The organism is Ruegeria sp. BB6, assembly GCF_056539385.1.
Genome location: NZ_JBQFUW010000013.1, coordinates 1 through 19,922, shown reverse-complemented (window position 1 = coordinate 19,922; position 19,922 = coordinate 1). Strand labels below are relative to the sequence as shown.

Below are 19,922 nucleotides of genomic sequence, written 5' to 3'. Positions count from 1 at the left end.
CATATTTTTAGGGTTTTCGGCGCTACTATTCGTTGTGTTCGGCCACAATATCCCGTTACAGTTACGCGGTGAGGCCCTATTTATCGGGCACGTTAAGGAGACCAAGAAATGGCAAAGCCTATGACAAAGACTCAGCTGGTTGCTGCTCTCGCTGAGGAAATGGGGACAGACAAGAAAGCCGCCAACAGCGCGCTTGAGGCCATCACCGGCCTGATCACCCGCGAAGTATCCGCCGGCGGCGCAGTGACCCTGCCCGGCGTTGGCAAAATCTACTGCCGCGAGCGCCCCGAGCGCATGGTGCGCAACCCTGCCACCGGTGAACAGTTCAAGAAAGAGGCTGACAAAGTGGTCAAGATGACCATTGCAAAAGCTCTGAAGGACAGCGTGAACGGCTGATCCCAGCCTGTACCGCAAAGTGATTGAGGGTCGCCTGCAGGTGGCCCTTTTTCTTTGCTCTGGCCTATTTTCTCAAGACCCGTCCAACGGCACGCCCGGAAAAGAAAAAGGGTGCCCATTTGGGCACCCTTGTGACGCAGAACGGGCTTGGATCAGTGAACCGTTTCCACTTTGTGGAAGTCCAAATTGCGGTCTTCTGGCATTGCCGTGATACCTAGCACCTCGCGCCGTTTGGCGATCAGGATATAGACCACGCAAGCCAGATAGAGGCCCACAACCACTGCTCCGATCCACTGGATCTGCAACCATTGGCTCTGGAATAACAAGGTCAGGCCGAACAGCAGCGCCACATTGCCGCCGATATATCCCAGCTTGCCCAGACGCTGGACCGTCAGGTTCAGGTTGTCGGTATAGAGACGGATCAGCGAGTCGAGCGAGTTGATCACGAAAGTCACGCCCACGATCACCATCGCGATGTTGGTGACGCCTGCGGTGCTGATTTCGTTCAGATGGTAGTAGTAAAGAACCGAGAACCAGATCGCCAGCGGGATCGACGGGAAGATCAGCAACGCCGCCAGCAACTGCCACGTGGTCAGGCCACCCACGAAGCGCGAGGTGAACTGGCCGATCATGATCGACCACGCGAACCACCAGAACAGGTAGAAGGCGTGGTATTCGGTCAGCGGCAGGACAAATTTATGGATGTTGGCGAAATAGGCACCGATATTGCTGCTGGTTTCCAAGAAACCCGATACACCCATACCCGCCGCGGCCCACATACCAAGGATTAGAGCGAGGAACAGAAAGGTTGAGCCGACCGACAGAATGCGGACGTATTTCAGGTCGGTCGAGGAATAGGCCGCCGCCAGGATCACCGCGAAAACAACCGCGTAGAAGGCCGGGATGACCGTTTCTCCGTCACCAACCTCAGGGATGTAGCCGGGCAGGTAGATCAGGAACAGGCTGGCCGTGAAGGCACAGGTGCCGATGATCACCACGTTGTTGATAAGTTTGACCAAGGGGATTTCAAAGAACTGCACACGAGGTTCTATGACACAGAAATAGAACGCGGTCAGGAAGTAGAACGCCCAGATCAAAAAACCCCAGAACCCGAACTCGATCGCCAGGGGGTTGGCAAAAGCGTAGGCCGGATCCTCGGCATAGCCGCCGAACTCGGTCAGTGGAAACATGATCAGACCTACGTCCAGGCCGGACGTGAACAGGATCGCGATGAAGGTGAACAAATGCACCGGTGTCACACCAACGATCCGCAGATTCCACCACTTTACCACAAAGAACGCGACCAGACCCAAGGCCAGCAGGACGCCGAACGACAGTATGTATTCCAATAGCACCAACATATCTCCCTTGATGTGTCAGGTTTGGATGCTGCTATCTTTTATTGGCTGGTCAATCAACAAAAACGACACCTCTGAAAGTGGCGCGACATGGCTGTGTCTTTTTTAACGCAAGAAGTGGCGCTTGTTGCAGCTTTCGACAAATTGGGGAACAGTGCTCGAAAATAGATGGAAGGGGCGGCGATGGACCTGCGCGCCATGGCCATGGGGCTGACATTTGCGTTTATCTGGTCGTCGGCCTTTACCTCGGCGCGGATCATTGTCGCGGACGCTTCGCCTTTGTTTTCCCTCGCGCTGCGGTTTCTGATTTCAGGGCTTATCGGCGTCGTGATTGCAAGGGTCATGGGCCAAAGCTGGCGCCTGCCCCGCTCGCAGTGGTACGCCACCATATTGTTCGGGATTTGCCAAAATGCCCTTTATTTGGGTCTGAACTTCTATGCCATGCAGACGGTCGAGGCCTCGGTCGCCGCGATCATCGCCTCGACCATGCCCCTATTGGTCGCGCTCGCGGGCTGGCTGATGTTGGGCGAACGGCTACGACTCACGGGTATCGCGGGTTTGTTTGCCGGATTCGCCGGAGTCGCCCTGATCATGAGCAGCCGCATCAGCGCCGGTGTGGATATGTTCGGTGTCATGCTCTGCGGTCTCGGCGCACTGGCGCTGACTTTCGCTACGCTTGCTGTTCGCGGTGCGACTTCGGGTGGAAACTTCATGATGGTTGTGGGGTTGCAGATGCTGGTTGGGTCCGCTGTCTTGTTTGTGGCCGCACCGGTCTTTGAAACGATCTACATTCACCCAACGATACCGCTGGCGCTGGCCTTTACCTATACGACGCTATTCCCCGGATTGCTTGCGACCTTGATCTGGTTCCTGCTGCTGGACCGGATCGGAGCAACGCGGGCTGCTACGTTTCATTTCCTCAACCCCGTTTTCGGCGTCACAATCGCCGCGATATTACTGGGCGAGAAATTGGGGCCACTGGATGCGGTTGGCGTTGGCGTGACCACGTTGGGAATTCTGGCCGTACAGCTTTCCCGGCAACCCGCGCCAAAACCCGGCTGATACCCGCACATCTGCGCGAGGAAGGCAAAACCCCCTTTGCTTTCGCTGTTCAAACCCCATTTATTAGGCCAAACCTATTTCCACACGTCCCGAGGACCAATGACCCGCTATACCAAAGACCCCGAGGCGATCGCTGCCCTGTCACCCGAGGAATACCACGTCACGCAGAACAGCGGGACAGAGCGCCCCGGAACCGGTAAGCTGCTGAACAACAAGGAGCCTGGGATTTACGTCGACATCGTTTCGGGCGAGCCGCTGTTTGCCTCGACCCACAAATACGAATCCGGTTGCGGCTGGCCCAGCTTTACCAAGCCCATCGTGCACGAACATGTGGAAGAGTTCACCGACCGAACACTGGGTATGATCCGAACCGAAGTCCGGTCGAAACACGGGGACAGCCATCTTGGGCATGTGTTCCCAGACGGCCCGCGCGAACATGGCGGGCTGCGCTATTGCATCAACTCGGCCTCCTTGCGGTTTATCCATCGCGATAACATGGAGGATGAAGGCTATGGCGAATACCTGATTCATGTGGAGGACACCCTATGACCGAACAATGCGCCGTTCTTGCAGGTGGCTGCTTTTGGGGCATGCAGGATCTGATCCGCAAATTGCCCGGCGTATCCAGTACCCGTGTGGGATACACCGGCGGTGACGTACCAAACGCCACCTATCGCAATCACGGCACCCACGCCGAAGGGATCGAGATTTTCTTTGACCCTGCGCAGATCACTTTTCGCGACCTGCTTGAGTTCTTTTTTCAGATCCACGACCCGACCACGGTCAACCGACAAGGCAACGACATCGGCATGAGTTACCGGTCCGCCATCTATTATGTGGATGATGACCAGAAACAGGTTGCTCTGGACACGATTGCCGACGTGGACGCCAGTGGCATCTGGCCCGGCAAGGTCGTTACCGAAGTCGAACCTGTTGGTGATTTCTGGGAGGCTGAGCCGGAACATCAGGACTATCTTGAGCGTATCCCGAACGGCTATACCTGCCATTTCCCGCGTCCTGACTGGGTTCTGCCAAAACGCAACGCGGCCGAATAGTGGTTGGCCCCAACCTGGGGCTAACCTGACGCCACCCTCGGGCGGCCGCTGGCCTCGACCGTTACGGTTGCTTCAACAAAAACGTCCTGAGCCTCAATTCGCGCGGTACGGATATCGCGGTCCACGATCACCCGGATATCTTCTGCACCCGCCTGACGGATTTCACTTTCGGCCTCGTCTTTCAGGGCAGCCTGCAAAACCTTCAATGCTTCTTGGGATTCGGTGAAATCCTGCGGCCCGCTCTCAAGGTGCACCCTATAGCGCCCCTCTGACGGTGACGTTACGGTCCCCGATCGGCGCAACGTCAGCCGGCCCACCACAGCGCCAATCGCATTGGCCACGCCGGTGTGTTCGGGCAGGATCATTTTGCAATGCAGCCGCTCTCCTACCGCTGGGTAATAGCTGGGCGCCGACGCCCCAAGGCCGATCACATCCACATTCAGGGCCGCATCCAGTGCCAGCAAACCGCGGTGCCGATCCAACCCTTTTTGCGTCAGAACATGGCGAGCCAGGTCTGTTGCAGACAGCCCAAAATCCTCAGCTTCTTCTGCAAAAGCAGTCTCTAACAAGGTCAAAGAGGTCTGCTCGGTCAACTGAGCCACGATCATCTCGGCCAATGCTTCCGGTGTTACAGCCAAGGCATCCCCGGTTCCAACTCGCTTGCGCGCCATCAGCTCCAGCGCTTTTCGCGCCGCCTCTGTGTCCCACGAGGTCAGTCGACCAAGCACATGGGACGCATCAGACGGGGTGACGCCACTGACCTGAACGATCCCGCGATCCACAAGCCGCGTCAGCGCGCCGCTTTCCATCCGGGTTTTCAGCAAGTCCGACAATGGCACAACCCGATCCCCGAGCCTTTCCAAAATCGCGTCTTCCCGTGGCCCCAGACCTTCGGCATGAAGGCCCGGAACGCGACGTGCAAAGCGCGTGTCATGCTCACCCACCGTTGTCGCGCGCAGTTGTGCATCAAGAACCGGGTGAACAACTTCGGGATGCTCTGCCGCAATCAGCGAGACAGGTAAAACGCGCCGCGGTCCAAGGAACACACCGCCTGCTAAGCCTTCGGTCCTCACATGCACCTGACTGTCACCGCCCAGCCCATGCGTCCGCATGGCCACGGCCTCGACCATTGTGCGAAAGCCGCCCACCTGCGCTCCGGCCGGGTCAATCGTCGGTTTACCATCCCGGATCAACGCAATATCCGTAGTCGTACCCCCAATGTCCGAGACCAAAGCGTTTTCGGCCCCGGTCAGCCAACTCGCCCCTACAATCGACGCAGCGGGTCCGCTCAGAATGGTTTCGATCGGTCTGTCCCGGGCCTGTTCCGCGCTCATCAAGGCGCCATCACCGCGCACAACCATCATCGGCGCCGAAATACCAAGCTCTACCAGTTGATCCTGCGCGCGCCCGATCAGCCGGTCGATCATTCCAATCAGCCGGGCATTCAACACTGCGGTCACGGCGCGCTTTGGGCCATTCAACTTGGCAGACAGATGATGCGAACACGTAACCGGCGCGCCTGTCTTTTCAGCAATGATCCGCGCGGCCTCAAGCTCATGCGCCGGGTTCCGCGTCGCAAACTGCGCTGCCACCGCAAACCCCGACACACCTGCATGCGAGTCTAAAAAAGACAAAAGTGCCTCGATATCCAGAGGGGCAGCCTCAGAGCCGGCATGCGTATGCCCCCCGTTCAGAACCACGGCCGGATCACCTTTCAAGGCATCCTTCAGCCCGTGCCTGTCCAGATCCGACTGTTTGAACCCGATGTAAACAAGCGCAACACGCCCACCTTGCCCTTCGACCAGGGCATTGGTAGCCAGCGTCGTGGACAGCGACGCCATCGAGATCTGATCCGGCGAGACTTGCGCCTGTTCCAACACTGCCGAGATCGCTTTGCCCACACCGATAGCCAAATCCGCCCGTGTGGTCAGAGATTTGGCCGAGGCTATCACATCCGTTTCATCCCGAATAAGGACTGCATCCGTATAGGTTCCGCCTGTATCCACCCCCAAAGCCAACGCCATCGGGACCTCCTCACTGTTCGCTGAAGATCGGTGTAGCGGTTCGCAGCGACACGTCCACCCCGTTTGCGGCACTCAAGCCAGTTGTTTCATCGCCCAGCGCGCGGCATCGGCCACCGTCGGATCGGGATCGTCGACCAGCCGCGCCGCAACTGGCCTTAATTCCCGCAATCCGGAATTTCCGATTGCATAAAGAACATTCCGCACAAAGCGATCCCGCCCGATCCGCTTGATGGGCGACCCCGAAAACTTTTCGCGAAACGCCGCGTCATCCAAACCAGCCAGTTCCGCCAAGGGCGGAGACTTCAACTCGGGACGCGCCGCATATCTCAGATCACTTGCGGCGACGGCAAACTTGTTCCAGGGACACGCGGCTAGGCAATCATCGCAACCATATATCCGATTTCCCATTTTCCCGCGCAGCTCTTCATCAACCGGACCCTTGTGTTCGATGGTCAGATAAGAAATGCAGCGCCGCGCGTCCAATTGATACGGCCCCGGAAAAGCGTCAGTCGGACACACATCCAGACAGGCCCGACACGATCCGCAATGATCAACCTCCGACATATCTGATGGCAATTCCAAAGTGGTGAAAACAGACCCTATGAAAGCCCAATTCCCCCAGTCTCGACTAACCAGATTGGTATGTTTCCCCTGCCATCCCAGCCCGGCTGCATGGCCCAGCGCCTTTTCCGGCACCGGTGCCGTATCGACGAACACCTTCACCTCTCCTCCGGCTTCGGCGATCAACCACCGCGCCAACCGTTTGAGGCGTTTTTTGACCAGATCATGATAATCCTTGTTCTGCGCATAAACAGAAATCGCCCCGCGTTCCGCGTGCTGTAAAACCTCGGTCGGATCATGTTCGGGCGTATAACTCTCAGCCAGCATGATCACCGAGCGCGCCTCGGGCCACAAAGCTGCCGGATCACCGCGCCAATGGGTCCGCTCGGCCATCCACCCCATCTGCCCGTGGTACCCGGCATCCAAAAACGCCTTCAACCGAGCGGGCACCTCGGGTACATCCCAAGGGCAGCAGATACGACAGGACACAAACCCCTCACTCAGGGCCTGCGCCACCAACCTGTCCTTCAAACCCGATCCGTTCTTCATCTGGCCAAAAATATCCTCGGGGGAATCGCGCCCCGCGCGATGGGGGGCAGACAGCCCCCCTGCTACCCTATCAGAAATCCAGATCAGCGTAATGAGGCGGTGGCCGGAAACCCGGCACCTGATCCGCCAGAATCGACCGAAACGCAGGGCGTGACTTGATCTTGGCGTACCAATCCTTCACCGCCGCCGATCGGTTCCAATCCACGTCCGAGATATAATCCAGCGCCGACAGATGCGCAGCCGCTGCAAAATCCGCTAGCGTCATCTGATCTCCGGCCAGCCAGCGGCGATGATCCAACAGCCAGGCCATGTAATCCAGATGATACTTGATTGCCTTGGCACCTTCCTTGACGTTCTTGCTGTCCGGATAGCCCTCGCCGGTAACCTTCTTGTTCACCCGCTCATACAAAAGCTTCGAGGTGACCTCCTGGTGAAACTTGTCGTCAAACCACGCAACCAGACGCCGAACCTCGTACCTGTCTTCTGGCGCCTTAGGCAAAAGCGCAGGTTCCGGTCGTGTTTCTTCGATATACTCGCAGATGGCCGTGCTCTCGGACATGATCTTTCCGTCCAGCCGTAGAACCGGAACTTTTCCCGCCGGGTTTCGGCGTAGAAAGTCCGGGTCTTTTTCCCAGTACCTCTCTTCCACCAGCTCTACTTCGATCTTCTTTTCCGCCAGAGACAGGCGAACCTTGCGACAGTAAGGGGACAGGGGAACGTGAAACAGACGCGCCATGATCTTCCAATCGAACCAGTGAATACTCTATTGCTTTAGCCTTGCGAGGCCGTGGGTTTCAATCCTCGAAACAATTTGCGCGACCATCTGCGCGAATGGTGGCCGCTCCATCCAGGATCGCAGCAGCGCGGCGGCGCGTCCGAACCGAGGGGTCCGTGACCGACTTGTTGCGCGGCGACGGCAGGATGGCGGCTATACGGGCGGCTTGCACCGGAGAAAGGCGCGAAGCTGGTACATTAAAGTTTTTCTGGGCTGCCGCCTCTACGCCAAAAACCCCATTTCCGGTCTCGGCCACGTTCAGGTAAACTTCGACAATTCGCTGCTTGCTCCAAAAGATTTCAACGACCGGAGTGATCGAAGTCTCCAGCGCTTTGCGGACCCAGCTTCGCCCCTGCCAAAGAAAGACATTCTTCACCACCTGCTGGGTAATCGTCGACGCCCCGCGCGTACCGCCATCTTCAAGCGCATCGCGAATGGCTTCTACGTCAAAGCCCCAATGCAGGCAGAAATTCGCATCCTCAGCCGCCACAACAGACCGCACCATGACCGGAGAGATGTCTTCGATCGGCACCCAGTCTCTTTCAACTTTGCCCAAACGCCGCCACTCGGACCAAATCGTATGTGTGATCGGCGGATTGACCACAGAATAAAGCAGCACCAAAGCCACCACGAAAGCGACCGCTGCCAACACGATCCGGCCCACCCAGAGGCGGACGCGTGGGATCATCGTTTTCTTGGATTTGGACGCCTTGCTTTTCTTACCGCTCGATTTGCGCGCTGCTTTCTTTGCCATGCAGTTGCTATACGACGCGGAGCGCGAGTTTGGAACGGTTTATATGGCGATTGTGCGCGCCTCGCGGGGACGCACCACCGGGCGGGCCGTTTCTGGCAAAACCGAGTTTCTCCGACGCAACTCGGGAAAGAGGGTCAGCATCTCAGCTTGAATGTCCTTGTCCGCCTGCACAATCGCGTGGCCGGGGTAGTAGCTTTCCGTTTTTGCGCCATTGGCAAAAACGATCTCATGGCGTGAAAATAGCAGGTGAATATATTCGACCTGACCGCCCTCGACGCGTTTGACCGTGGTTCCGTTGGTCAGGCAATGGGCTGCAATCAGAACTTCGGAATGGCCAAACAGGAAAGGCGCACGCCAATCCTCTATCAACATTCTATGCTGAGGGGATACGGTGAGCGGGTGATCCAAGCCCAAGACCCCGGCCTCAAATCGAATGGGGGCCAGTTTTCCCTCGGCCGGCACAGTCGTTTTGCCCACCCACAGCAAGGGCTGCGCTCCGTTGTCGGCCGTTGTTACCTGATCTCCGGGCTTCAGCACTTCAATCCGCCGGGGGCCGTTCGGAGTGTCGATAAGGGTTCCCGGTGTAAAACACGGCGGCCCCAGATCATCATTGGCTATGCTGACCGAACCAAACGAGTTTCCCGTATCGCTGAAATCCGTGACCGATGAACTGACAAAGGTTCCATCCTGCAGAACCTTCCCGTCCGTTGGAGTAAAGACCTCGCGGCCATCGGCAAGATAGAAGGTCACGCCCGTGTAGGTGATCTGCGTCCCATCCGACAGCTGAATGGTGACCACATCGTCAAAAAAGGATGATCGGATGTCCGATCCGTCGACCGAGTCGCCATTCAGCCTATTGACCAGACCGTTGTCGTTCTGGTCCACGATGTCGAACTTCTGAACGGTGAGAGTTGATCCCGGAACCGTCCCCGTTGCATCCGGGTTGGCCGGGTCAAATACATAGAACTGGTCTGTATAGGTCGTGGGCATTTAGGTGCTCCTGCGAACTCGTAAAGCCGGGCCGCAGCAAGGCTGCAAACCCTCAAAACAATATGATCCGAACTAGGCCCGAATACAGGGATAACACAAGAAAACCGTTGGAATTGCAGAGAAATAGGAAAACCCGCGTGTTTTTGATGACACGCGGGTTTATTTGTTCAGATTTCAGGCAGCTTATTCCGCAGGAACGGCTGTTGCCTCGTTGGTCAAGGGATGGCTGAGCTTGTTCAGCATCTCTTTCGGGCAGACCTGCAGGAAGTTGGCTTTTTCTACATCCCAATGCTGCAGAATGTCCGCGGCCTTGCGGCTGTGGGTCTCGGCGTGATGGGTCTCGATCAGCGACTTCAGCTCTGCTTCCCAATGGTCCACAGTCACTGGGCAAGTCACCAGAGTTTCCATGTTCATCAACGCCTGCGCCTTGCCTTCGGGATCATACAGATAGGCCATGCCACCCGTCATGCCTGCGCCAAAGTTGGCCCCAATGTCCCCGAGTATCACCGCAACACCGCCGGTCATGTATTCGCACCCGTTCGAGCCACAGCCCTCGATCACCACCTTGGCACCCGAGTTCCGCACCGCAAACCGTTCACCCGCACGGCCTGCCGCGAACAGGTGGCCATCGGTGGCACCGTACAGAACGGTGTTGCCAATGATCGTGTTGTCATCCGCCTTCAGCGGGCTAACCTGCGGCGGGCGCACGATAACCATGCCGCCAGACAAACCCTTGCCAACATAGTCATTGGCGTCACCGGACACTTCCAGCTTCAACCCCGGAGCCGCAAACGCACCCAGCGACTGACCGGCCGAGCCCTGAAGCTTTACATGCAAGTGGTCGGACTGGAACGTGTTCCGCATGCCGAAATTCTGCACGATATGGCTGGAAACCCGCGTACCCACCGTCCGGTGCGTGTTCTGGATGGCGTAAGACAGCTGCATCTTCTCACCATCTTTCAGGAACCGGGCTGCATCGCGCACAATCTCGGCATCCAGCGTGTCAGGCACCGCGTTGCGATCCTTGCGGCGATTATAAACGATGTCCTGCGCACCATCGACGGTGATCAGCAGCGGGTTCAGGTCCAGATCGTCCAGATGCGCCGAACCACGGCTGACCTGTGCCAGCAGATCGGCCCGTCCGATGATCTCATCAATCGAGCGCGCACCGAGGCTGGCCAGCAATTCACGCACTTCCTGCGCGTAGAAGGTGATCAGGTTGACGACCTTATCCGCATTGCCGGTGAACTTGGCGCGCAGGGATTCGTCCTGCGTACACACACCAACAGGGCAGGTGTTCGACTGGCACTGACGCACCATGATACAGCCCATCGCGATCAGGGCGGCTGTGCCGATGCCGTATTCCTCGGCCCCCATCATCGCGGCCATCACGATATCGCGCCCGGTGCGCAACCCGCCATCGGTGCGTAGGGTCACGCGGTCGCGCAGGTTGTTCATCGCCAGAACCTGATGCGCCTCGGTCAGACCCATCTCCCACGGTAGACCGGCATATTTGATCGAGGTCGCGGGCGAAGCGCCCGTACCGCCATTGTGACCCGAAATAAGGATAATATCCGCTTTCGCCTTGGCCACACCTGCCGCAATCGTGCCCACGCCCGAGGATGCCACCAGCTTGACCGTCACCTTGCAGCGCGGATTGATCTGTTTCAGGTCGTAGATCAGCTGGGCCAGATCCTCGATCGAGTAGATGTCGTGGTGCGGCGGCGGTGAGATCAACGTCACGCCCTTGGTCGAGTGCCGCAGACGCGCGATCAGGTCGGTCACCTTCATGCCCGGCAACTGGCCACCCTCACCAGGTTTTGCACCTTGGGCGACCTTGATCTCAAGCTCTTCACACTGGTTCAGATACTCGGCGGTCACACCGAACCGGCCCGAGGCCACCTGTTTGATCTTGGCAGACGGGTTGTCGCCATTCGGCTCGGGCACGAAATGCGCCGGATCTTCGCCGCCCTCACCGGAGTCAGACTTGGCTCCGATCCGGTTCATCGCCACGTTCAGCGTCTTATGCGCCTCGGGCGACAACGCACCCAGCGACATGCCCGGGGTCACGAACCGTTTGCGGATCGAGGTGATCGACTCGACCTCTTCAATCGGCACCGGCTTGCCCAGCGGTTTGAAATCCATCAGGTCGCGCAGGTGGATCGGCGGGTTCGACTGCATCTTGGCCGAATATTGCTTCCACAACTCATAGGACGCGCGATCACAGGCCATCTGCATCATATGCATCGAGGTCGCTTCCCACGCGTGGGTCTCGCCCGATTTACGGGCCTTGTAAAAACCACCGATGGGCAACACGTCCAGACCGCTGTCCCAACCCTTGGCGTGGATTTCCTCGGCCTTGGCCTGAATACCGGTCACACCGATGCCGGAAATCCGGCTGGTCATTCCGGGGAAGTATTCGGCCACCATCGCACGGCTGAGGCCAACGGCCTCAAAGTTCAGACCGCCGCGATAGGACGAAATCACCGAGATGCCCATCTTGGCCATGATCTTCAGCAGACCCTGGTCGATTGCCTCGCGATAGCGCGCCACATTTTCCGTCAGCGTTCCATCCAGCAGGCCGCGATCAATGCGGTCGGCCAGCGAATCCTCGGCGAGATAGGCGTTCACAACGGTCGCGCCACACCCGATCAGCACGGCAAAGTAATGCGGATCGACACATTCGGCCGAACGCACGTTCAGCGAGCAGAAAGTCCGCAGCCCCTGACGGGTCAGATGCGAATGCACGGCGCTGGTTGCCAAGATCATCGGCATCGCCACGCGGCCCTCGCCCGAGTTCATATCGGACAGCACCAGATGGCCAGCGCCCGAACGCACGGCTTCTTCTGCTTCGGCTCTGATACGGGCCAATGCTGCGTTCAGAGCACCGCGACCGGGCTCAAAGCTACAGTCGATTTCCGCGAGGGGTGAGTTGAAGGTCTCGACCAGCTTCTCCCACTGGGCGTTGCCGACAAAGGGGCTGCCCAAGGTGATGATCTCGGTCTGGCTGCTGTCTTCATCCAGCACGTTTTTCAGGTTTCCGAACCGAGTCTTCAGCGACATCACGCGGTATTCACGCAGGCTGTCGATCGGCGGGTTGGTCACCTGGCTAAAGTTCTGGCGGAAGAAATGGCTGAGCGGGCGGTACTGCTTGGACAGAACTGCCGACGGGGTATCGTCGCCCATCGAGGCGATGGATTCCTTACCGTCCTCGGCCATCGGCGCGAGGATTTGCTCCAACTCTTCAACCGAATATCCTGCCGCGATCTGACGCTTGCGCAGTTCCTCACCGCTGAACTTCGCGGTTTCGGTCACACCCGCAAGTGATTCATCCAGATCATTGATCTTGCCAACCCACTCTCCAAACGGCAGGGCGCGCGCCAGTTTGTCCTTGATCTGCTTGTCGCGATAGAGCTTGCCGCGCTTCATATCCACGGCCAGCATCTGACCCGGACCCAACGCGCCTTTTTCCGTCACCGAAGCCTCATCAATCGGCACCATCCCGGCCTCGGACCCGGCGATGACCAGACCATCGCCCGTCACGACATAGCGCATGGGGCGCAGACCGTTACGGTCCAGACCGGCGCAAACCCAGCGACCGTCTGTCATGGCCAAGGCTGCGGGGCCGTCCCACGGTTCCATCACCGAGTTGCAGTAGGAATACATGTCGCGCCACGCTTGCGGCAGCTCGACCGCCTGCTTGGACCAGCTTTCCGGCACCAGCATGGTTTTCGCCATCGGAGCCGAGCGGCCCGCGCGCACCAGAACCTCAAAAACCGAGTCTAATGCGGCCGAATCCGACGATCCACCAGCGATGATCGGTTTGATATCTTCGGCATAGTCGCCAAAGGTCGAGGACGCCATGCGGATCTCATGGCTTTTCATCCAGTTTACGTTACCTTTCAGCGTGTTGATCTCGCCGTTATGGGCCAACATGCGGAAAGGCTGCGCCAGCCACCATTGTGGGAAGGTGTTGGTCGAATAGCGCTGGTGATAAATCGCAAAGGCGGACTCGAACCGTTCGTCCATCAGGTCGGGGTAGAAAACCGCAACCTGTTCGGCCAGCATCATGCCTTTATAGATGATCGAGCGGCACGACAGCGAGGCCAGGTACAGCCCGGAAATCCCCGCGGCCAAGGCTGCTTTTTCGATGCGGCGACGGATAACATAAAGCTCACGCTCAAAGGTTTCTTCGTCCACGCCTTTGGAATTGGAAATCAAGATCTGCTCGATCTCAGGCCGGGTTGCGTTGGCCTTTTCACCCAGACAGGTCACATCGACGGGCACGTGGCGCCAGCCATAGATGTAATAACCCATGCGCAGGACTTCGGTTTCCACGATGGTCCGGCAGCTTTCCTGCGCGCCAAAATCTGTACGTGGCAGAAAGACCTGACCAACCGCGATCAGCTCATCCAGATTGGGCTCATGCCCGGTGCGACGAATCTGGTCATAAAAGAAGGGAACAGGGATCTGCACGTGGATACCAGCGCCATCGCCGGTCTTGCCATCTGCATCCACGGCACCGCGGTGCCAGATCGCCTTGAGAGCGTCGATCCCCGCATCAACAACCTTGCGCGAGGGCTTTCCGTCAACGGATACAACAAGGCCCACACCGCAGGAAGAATGCTCTTCTTCCTCGGAATAGAGACCGTTTTCCGCCATCCACTGACGTTTGGCTTCTTCGGCGCGCACCCAATCGGCATCATATTTGATCATTGGCTGTCTCCTTCTTGCGGTTGGGCGTACATGGCTTCGACCTCGACTTTGGTCATCTGCCGGCGCTCGCCTACAAACGCGTACCCTTCGGGCTTTTTGTCGATATAGAGTTCTAGTTTCAGCGGGCCGCCTGCGGCGTTATCGAACAGGCCAGCCGCCATTTGTGTATGTCCGTGCATCTCACCCGGCAGAGTGATCCGATACCAAAGCGCCGAGCCACATTCGCTGCAAAATGCTCGTTCGGCCCAGTCTGACGACGTGAATGTCTTAACCGGTCCCAACGCGGCATAGCCAGGTTCGGTCGGAAAGGTCATCAACATCGAACTGGTCCAGCGGCGGCATTGATCGCAATGACACGCACCCAGCGCGTCCTGCGCCGGGGTCGCGGTTACAGTGACTGCACCGCACATGCATTGGCCTTGCAACTCGGGCATCCTGCCCCTCCTGATCGCTGGGCTTACTCGGCTGCGACCGCAGCCTTGGCGTTAAATCGATCGATGATCGCATCGGCACAGTCGCGACCGTCACGGATCGCCCACACGACCAGAGAGGCCCCGCGCACGATGTCACCGATGGCATAGACGCCGTCCATCTCGGTCTCACCGGTCTGGAACGCAGCCTTGACGGTGCCCCAGCGGGTCACGGGAAGGTCTGGTTGGCCGAACAAGGTAGGCAGGTCTTCGGGCTCGAACCCCAGCGCCTTGATCACCAGATCGGCGTCTTCGACATAATCCGCGCCTTCGATCACCTCAGGGGCTTGGCGACCGGTGGCGTCGGGCTGACCCAGACGCATTTTCTGCACCATCACGCCAGACACTTTGTCGTCTCCGGTAAAGCCTTTGGGCGCGCTAAGCCATTCAAAGACAACGCCTTCTTCTTCGGCGTTCTGCGTTTCGCGCTGCGAGCCCGGCATGTTGGCACGGTCGCGGCGATACAGGCATTTGACCGAGGTCGCGCCCTGGCGGATCGAGGTGCGAACGCAATCCATCGCGGTATCACCGCCACCGATCACGACAACTTTCTTACCTTCGGCGTTCAGGCGGCCATTGTCGAAATCCTCGACAGCATCCCCAAAGCTCTTGCGGTTCGAGGCGGTCAGGAAATCAATGGCTTTCTCGATCCCGGCCAGACCGCTGCCCGGCATGGACAGGTCGCGAGACTTGTAGACGCCCGTCGCGATGATCACCGCGTCGTGCTTGCCACGAATTTCGTCGAATTTCGCGGCATCGACATCGCAGTTCAAAACGAACTCAACTCCGCCATCGGCCAGCAGATCATTGCGGCGCTGAACAATGTCTTTTTCCAGCTTGAAACCCGGAATGCCGTACATCAGCAACCCGCCCGCACGGTCATAACGATCATAAACAGTGACCTGTATTCCCGACCGACGCAGCATGTCAGCGGCGGCCAGACCACCGGGGCCAGCACCGATGATGCCTACGCTTTCGCTGCGTTCCGAACCCGGTACGACAGGTTTCACCCAACCTTTGTCCCAGGCGGTGTCGGTGATGTACTTCTCGATCGTGCCAATCGTGACAGTGCCGTGGCCGGACTGTTCGATCACGCAATTCCCTTCGCACAGACGATCCTGCGGGCAGATGCGGCCACAAATCTCGGGGAAAGTGTTGGTGGCCTGGCTGGTTTGATAGGCTTCTTCCAAACGGCCAGTCGCGGTCAGGCGCAGCCAGTCTGGTATGTTGTTGTGCAGCGGACAATGCGACTGACAATACGGCACACCGCATTGGCTGCAGCGGCTGGCCTGCTCTTCGGCCTTGGCCGAGGCAAATTCCGAGTAGATTTCGTCAAAGTCTTCCTTGCGCGCGTCCGCGGCGCGCTTTTCGGGCATGGCGCGATCGACTTGCACAAATTTCAGCATCGGTTGCTTGGCCACGGGTCAGACTCCATGAATTGGCTTGGTCGAGCTTCTTTAAGAGATACATGATCAGATGAAAAGTCAATTATACTGACCTACTTTGAAAAATATCCTCAGGATCGGCCAGTCAAATGAAAAAACTTTATCTTTTTAGTTCCGATTCGGACCTAATTGCGCGCTTTTCTTTTCGGCACCACACTTATACCCATTGGTCGCAATGAATACGTGACGGCGGCACGGGCAGGTAAATGAGCCTTTTTCAACTGATTCTCGCAGCAATCATTCAGGGTATAACCGAATTTTTGCCGATCTCATCCTCTGGACATCTGATCCTTTTGCCCAGCTTGACCGGCTTGGACGATCAGGGGTTGGCCATTGACGTTGCGGTACATGTCGGCACGCTGGGCGCGGTGGTTCTGTATTTCTGGTCCGAGGTGAAGCAGGCCGCCTCTGGCCTGCCTCGCGCCTTGACCGGGCGCACCGATTCTGCCGAGGCGCGTCTGGCCATGGGCCTTATCATCGCGACGATTCCAACCATCATCGTCGGTGCCATCCTGTTCAAAACCGGCCTAAGCCAATCGCTGCGCTCGATTGCAGTAATCGGGTGGACGATGCTGGGATTTGGTCTGTTGCTCTATTGGATGGATCAAAAGGGGCCGCAAACAAAAAAGGCCGGAGACTGGGGCATCAGAGACGCAGCCATCATGGGCCTTTGGCAAGTATTGGCGCTTATACCGGGTACGTCGCGGTCAGGGATCACCATCACGGGCGCGCGGCACTTGGGTTATACCAGAGAGGACGGCGCACGGATCGCCATGCTGATGTCGATCCCGACAATTCTGGCATCAGGAACCTTGCTGTCGGTCGATGTGATCCGCGAGGCCGATGCGCAACTGGCCATTGACGGGGCTATCGCCGCCTTCTTTTCATTTATTTCGGCGCTGCTGGCCCTGACCTTGATGATGCGCCTGTTGCGAAGCGTCAGCTTCACGCCCTACGTGATCTATCGTGTCGTACTGGGCGCAGCATTGCTGATCATCGCCTATAGCTGATCAGATCTTCAGGTTCTTCGCCGAATTCTGAATGTCGTCATACTGACCCGAGGGGCGGAATTTCCACAAGTATTCAGGCAACACCGATTCCAAAGTGGTCGGCTCAATACCCAGATCAGAAAATCCCATTGTACCTTCAGATACAACATTGTCGCGCCGCAGGTTCTTAAGCTGATCACGGGTCAGGATGTTGTTTGGGAAAAGCTGGAAACTGACGAATTTCACGATGTCCAGAACGCCGGCCATGATCCGCGCTGCCCAGAATGGCATTCCGATAATGACCCGACGGCGGTGAATCACGTCGAGCATTTGCTGCATCAATGCCCGGAAAGTCTTTACCTCTGGCCCGCCCAGTTCATACACCCCAGCCGGAGCCTGCCCCTGAACACCTGTCACGGCGGCTTTGGCCACGTCGTCCACGAAAACAGGTTGGAATTTTGTCCCTGCGCCCACCAAAGGCAGGAACGGGCTCATCCGCGTCATGCCCGCAAAACGGTTGAAGAACTGATCTTCGGTCCCGAAAATGACCGAAGGGCGCAAGATAACCGCGCCCGGCATATGTGCCAGAACTGCGGCCTCACCCTGCGCCTTGGTTCGAGAATACTGGCTGTCCGACTCTGCATCCGCACCGATTGCAGAGATATGCACCATCTGCGCGACCCCCTGCTGCGCAGCCAGCCGCGCAATACGCTCGGCACCATCGGCCTGCACTGCGTCGAACTCATTCTTGCCCAGCTCGTTCAGCACGCCGACGCAGTTGACCACTGCATCTGCGCCCTGCATCGCCAGCGCAACCGAGGCGTCATCGCGGATATTGCACAGAATGGGCTCAACCTGGCCCACAACACCGTATGTCTTGACGAACATGGCCTCATTTGGTCGCCGAACCGCAACCCTGACACGCCACCCTTCACCCGCCATACGCCGGGCGACGTATCGGCCAACAAATCCGGATCCGCCATAAATCGTGACCAGTTTGGACATGCGAGGGCTCCTGCTGATGGGTCTAACACGATCTACCCCTCAAAGCCCAAGCAAACAAGGCGCAATAACGCCGCGCATTTCGGAAATCGAGGCCCAGTTCCGTCGACCTCGGACGTTAGTCAAAAAACTTTCAAAAAACTTCCCGAATCTGGTTGACGCCCACGGCCAGTAGGCTTAAACGCCCCTCCACGACACCTGCCCAGGTGGCGGAATTGGTAGACGCGCTAGCTTCAGGTGCTAGTGTCCGTATGGACGTGGAGGTTCGAGTCCTCTCCTGGGCACCAAATCCCCCCGATAACATATTGATTGTCCTCAGTTTACTTGTGGTAACTGCGCGGGTGTAGGACATGGCGTATGACATTTCGGTCCCCTTTTCGTTCACTAAGAACGGCATCTACTATTTCGAACGGCGAGTCCCACGAGACCTTCTGAGGCACTACTCAGCCAGTAAGATATCGTTCTCTCTCAAGACGCGGTCATCAACGGTCGCAGCTTCAAGGGCGACAAAAGCCGCACAACAACTCGACGAGTACTGGTATCATCTTCGAATTCGTGACGTTGCCCTTCCCGGTAAACACTTGTTACGCATGGCGCACCACGGACATACCGCGCTTGGTGGAGCCAAAGCCGCTACGCCTGATGTGGCCGGTACAATGCTCTCAGAGGCAGTATCGATCTACCTTAAGCTCAAAGGACAAGGGCGCCCTGTCACCTTCCACAGAGCAGCGGAGCGGTCCTGCGGCTACGTCATTGATGTGTGCGGGGATATGGACATCACGTCCTACACAAAGGCCAATGCAAATGCGTTCCGCGATGACCTAATCAAGCGCGGTCTCGCGGGCAGCAGCATTACACGTGTTTTCGGAACTGTCCGGTCGGTAATCAATTTCGCAGCTAGTGAAGTTGGCATCGACTTATCCAACCCGTTTGGGAAGGTCTATTACGACCGGAACGCTGGAGTAGAAGGCCGAGAACCGCTGCCGCTAGATGCTATCCACACAGTTCAGGCGGAGTGCCGCAAACTGGACGACGATCTGCGCTGGCTGGTCGCGTTAGTGTCCGACACAGGGATGCGTCTTGCAGAAGCAACCGGACTTCTGAAAGAAGACATCAGGCTTGATGACCCGATCCCACATTTGGTTATTAGGGAGCATCCATGGCGGAGACTAAAGACATCTGGCAGCATCCGCGAGGTTCCTTTAGTCGGAGAAGCGCTTTGGGCCGCCAATAGGGTTCGTGAGAACACCGCAGACAGTCCATTCGCCTTTCCTAGATACAACAAGGGCGAACAGACCAATGCAAACTCGGCGAGCGCTGCGTTGAATAAGTGGCTGAAAGCACTCACGTCGTCGAAGGGGACGATGCATAGCTTTCGCCATTCCATGCGGGACCGGCTTAGGGCAGTTGAATGCCCTTCGGATGTCGTGGATCAGATTGGCGGTTGGCAGACTGAAGGCGTCGGACAGGCGTATGGTAGAGGCTATCCGATATCGGTCCTAGCCAATTGGTTGCTTCAGATCACACTGGAGCAGAGCTAGTTGCTTCTTTCGAAGATGAGCTTAGCCTTCTTATCCAGCAGTTTAATTTGATCGGCAGTACTCAGTTAGGCCAAGAGTGACTCGCCATGTCCTACACCCGCGCAGTTACCACAAGTAAACTGAGGACAATCAATATGTTATCGGGGGGATTTGGTGCCCAGGAGAAGCTGTGTCTCTTGGTTCTGCTCCCGTTACAGGCATCGTGACCTATGATTGTCTCAGTAAAAGAAGGGGT

General features: G+C 57.6%; 16 protein-coding genes and 1 tRNA gene. 7 read left to right on the top strand and 10 right to left on the bottom strand.

Annotated elements, in window-relative coordinates; genetic code table 11:
- Positions 1-108: 108 nt before the first annotated feature.
- Positions 109-396: an HU family DNA-binding protein gene (locus tag ACR0B7_RS20625; RefSeq protein ID WP_068341148.1), complete on the top strand. Its 288-nt coding sequence runs from the start codon at positions 109-111 to the stop codon at positions 394-396.
- Between the two features lie 152 nt (positions 397-548).
- Here ACR0B7_RS20625 and ACR0B7_RS20620 read toward each other — a convergent pair whose 3' ends face one another.
- Positions 549-1,757 carry a BCCT family transporter gene (locus ACR0B7_RS20620; protein ID WP_480682347.1) on the bottom strand — a complete coding sequence of 403 codons (1,209 nt, stop codon included), beginning with the start codon at positions 1,755-1,757 and terminating at the stop codon, positions 549-551.
- A 180-nt stretch (positions 1,758-1,937) separates the two neighbouring features.
- Between ACR0B7_RS20620 and ACR0B7_RS20615 the strand changes: the two genes are divergently transcribed.
- From ACR0B7_RS20615 to msrA, 3 genes are all read left to right on the top strand, one after another.
- Positions 1,938-2,816 (top strand): DMT family transporter, encoded by an 879-nt coding sequence (locus ACR0B7_RS20615; protein ID WP_170486525.1) that lies wholly within the window; start codon positions 1,938-1,940, stop codon positions 2,814-2,816.
- Positions 2,817-2,915: 99 nt separating this feature from the next.
- A complete protein-coding gene (gene msrB, locus ACR0B7_RS20610) occupies positions 2,916-3,365 on the top strand; it encodes a peptide-methionine (R)-S-oxide reductase MsrB (protein ID WP_170386793.1) in 450 nt (149 codons plus the stop codon).
- A complete protein-coding gene (gene msrA / locus ACR0B7_RS20605) occupies positions 3,362-3,871 on the top strand; it encodes a peptide-methionine (S)-S-oxide reductase MsrA (RefSeq protein ID WP_170486524.1) in 510 nt (169 codons plus the stop codon). The genes msrB and msrA overlap by 4 nt, the downstream gene beginning before the upstream one ends.
- Before the next feature lie 20 nt (positions 3,872-3,891).
- On the opposite strand, the gene ACR0B7_RS20600 is transcribed toward msrA, so the two are convergent.
- The 8 genes from ACR0B7_RS20600 to ACR0B7_RS20565 form a co-directional block, all read right to left on the bottom strand.
- On the bottom strand, positions 3,892-5,895 hold the full coding sequence (locus ACR0B7_RS20600) for a hydantoinase/oxoprolinase family protein (protein WP_170486523.1): 2,004 nt from the start codon (positions 5,893-5,895) through the stop codon (positions 3,892-3,894).
- A 72-nt stretch (positions 5,896-5,967) separates the two neighbouring features.
- Positions 5,968-7,005 carry a tRNA epoxyqueuosine(34) reductase QueG gene (queG, locus tag ACR0B7_RS20595; RefSeq protein ID WP_170486522.1) on the bottom strand — a complete coding sequence of 346 codons (1,038 nt, stop codon included), beginning with the start codon at positions 7,003-7,005 and terminating at the stop codon, positions 5,968-5,970.
- A gap of 70 nt (positions 7,006-7,075) precedes the next feature.
- Positions 7,076-7,741: an FtsZ-binding protein FzlA gene (fzlA, locus tag ACR0B7_RS20590; protein WP_170486521.1), complete on the bottom strand. Its 666-nt coding sequence runs from the start codon at positions 7,739-7,741 to the stop codon at positions 7,076-7,078.
- Positions 7,742-7,799: 58 nt separating this feature from the next.
- Positions 7,800-8,534 carry a monofunctional biosynthetic peptidoglycan transglycosylase gene (mtgA, locus tag ACR0B7_RS20585; protein ID WP_170486520.1) on the bottom strand — a complete coding sequence of 245 codons (735 nt, stop codon included), beginning with the start codon at positions 8,532-8,534 and terminating at the stop codon, positions 7,800-7,802.
- 39 nt (positions 8,535-8,573) lie between these two features.
- Positions 8,574-9,524, bottom strand: a complete 951-nt coding sequence (locus ACR0B7_RS20580) for a Hint domain-containing protein (protein WP_170486519.1) — start codon at positions 9,522-9,524, stop codon at positions 8,574-8,576.
- Positions 9,525-9,707: 183 nt separating this feature from the next.
- Positions 9,708-14,240 (bottom strand): glutamate synthase large subunit, encoded by a 4,533-nt coding sequence (gene gltB / locus ACR0B7_RS20575; RefSeq protein ID WP_170577048.1) that lies wholly within the window; start codon positions 14,238-14,240, stop codon positions 9,708-9,710.
- Entirely contained in the window at positions 14,237-14,674 is a 438-nt protein-coding gene (locus ACR0B7_RS20570) for a GFA family protein (RefSeq protein WP_170486517.1), read from the bottom strand. The genes gltB and ACR0B7_RS20570 overlap by 4 nt, the downstream gene beginning before the upstream one ends.
- Before the next feature lie 23 nt (positions 14,675-14,697).
- Positions 14,698-16,131, bottom strand: a complete 1,434-nt coding sequence (locus tag ACR0B7_RS20565) for an NAD(P)-dependent oxidoreductase (RefSeq protein WP_170486516.1) — start codon at positions 16,129-16,131, stop codon at positions 14,698-14,700.
- Between the two features lie 230 nt (positions 16,132-16,361).
- On the opposite strand from ACR0B7_RS20565, the gene ACR0B7_RS20560 reads away from it, so the two are divergent.
- A complete protein-coding gene (locus tag ACR0B7_RS20560; protein ID WP_170486515.1) occupies positions 16,362-17,165 on the top strand; it encodes an undecaprenyl-diphosphate phosphatase in 804 nt (267 codons plus the stop codon).
- Here the strand turns inward: ACR0B7_RS20560 and ACR0B7_RS20555 are convergent, their stop codons facing one another.
- Complete coding sequence (locus ACR0B7_RS20555) at positions 17,166-18,149, bottom strand: complex I NDUFA9 subunit family protein (RefSeq protein WP_170486514.1); 984 nt, start codon at positions 18,147-18,149, stop codon at positions 17,166-17,168.
- 197 nt (positions 18,150-18,346) lie between these two features.
- On the opposite strand from ACR0B7_RS20555, the gene ACR0B7_RS20550 reads away from it, so the two are divergent.
- Both ACR0B7_RS20550 and ACR0B7_RS20545 read left to right on the top strand, forming a co-directional pair.
- Positions 18,347-18,433 (top strand) — tRNA-Leu (locus ACR0B7_RS20550).
- A gap of 63 nt (positions 18,434-18,496) precedes the next feature.
- A complete protein-coding gene (locus tag ACR0B7_RS20545) occupies positions 18,497-19,687 on the top strand; it encodes a DUF6538 domain-containing protein (protein WP_170486513.1) in 1,191 nt (396 codons plus the stop codon).
- Positions 19,688-19,922: the final 235 nt, after the last annotated feature.

Bases quoted from the DNA above. Each gene is read 5' to 3' on its own strand.
- ACR0B7_RS20625 (WP_068341148.1), top strand. From the start codon at position 109: ATGGCAAAGCCTATGACAAAGACTCAGCTGGTTGCTGCTCTCGCTGAG.
- ACR0B7_RS20620 (WP_480682347.1), bottom strand. From the start codon at position 1,757: ATGTTGGTGCTATTGGAATACATACTGTCGTTCGGCGTCCTGCTGGCC.
- ACR0B7_RS20615 (WP_170486525.1), top strand. From the start codon at position 1,938: ATGGACCTGCGCGCCATGGCCATGGGGCTGACATTTGCGTTTATCTGG.
- msrB (WP_170386793.1), top strand. From the start codon at position 2,916: ATGACCCGCTATACCAAAGACCCCGAGGCGATCGCTGCCCTGTCACCC.
- msrA (WP_170486524.1), top strand. From the start codon at position 3,362: ATGACCGAACAATGCGCCGTTCTTGCAGGTGGCTGCTTTTGGGGCATG.
- ACR0B7_RS20600 (WP_170486523.1), bottom strand. From the start codon at position 5,895: ATGGCGTTGGCTTTGGGGGTGGATACAGGCGGAACCTATACGGATGCA.
- queG (WP_170486522.1), bottom strand. From the start codon at position 7,005: ATGAAGAACGGATCGGGTTTGAAGGACAGGTTGGTGGCGCAGGCCCTG.
- fzlA (WP_170486521.1), bottom strand. From the start codon at position 7,741: ATGGCGCGTCTGTTTCACGTTCCCCTGTCCCCTTACTGTCGCAAGGTT.
- mtgA (WP_170486520.1), bottom strand. From the start codon at position 8,534: ATGGCAAAGAAAGCAGCGCGCAAATCGAGCGGTAAGAAAAGCAAGGCG.
- ACR0B7_RS20580 (WP_170486519.1), bottom strand. From the start codon at position 9,524: ATGCCCACGACCTATACAGACCAGTTCTATGTATTTGACCCGGCCAAC.
- gltB (WP_170577048.1), bottom strand. From the start codon at position 14,240: ATGATCAAATATGATGCCGATTGGGTGCGCGCCGAAGAAGCCAAACGT.
- ACR0B7_RS20570 (WP_170486517.1), bottom strand. From the start codon at position 14,674: ATGCCCGAGTTGCAAGGCCAATGCATGTGCGGTGCAGTCACTGTAACC.
- ACR0B7_RS20560 (WP_170486515.1), top strand. From the start codon at position 16,362: ATGAGCCTTTTTCAACTGATTCTCGCAGCAATCATTCAGGGTATAACC.
- ACR0B7_RS20555 (WP_170486514.1), bottom strand. From the start codon at position 18,149: ATGTCCAAACTGGTCACGATTTATGGCGGATCCGGATTTGTTGGCCGA.
- ACR0B7_RS20545 (WP_170486513.1), top strand. From the start codon at position 18,497: ATGGCGTATGACATTTCGGTCCCCTTTTCGTTCACTAAGAACGGCATC.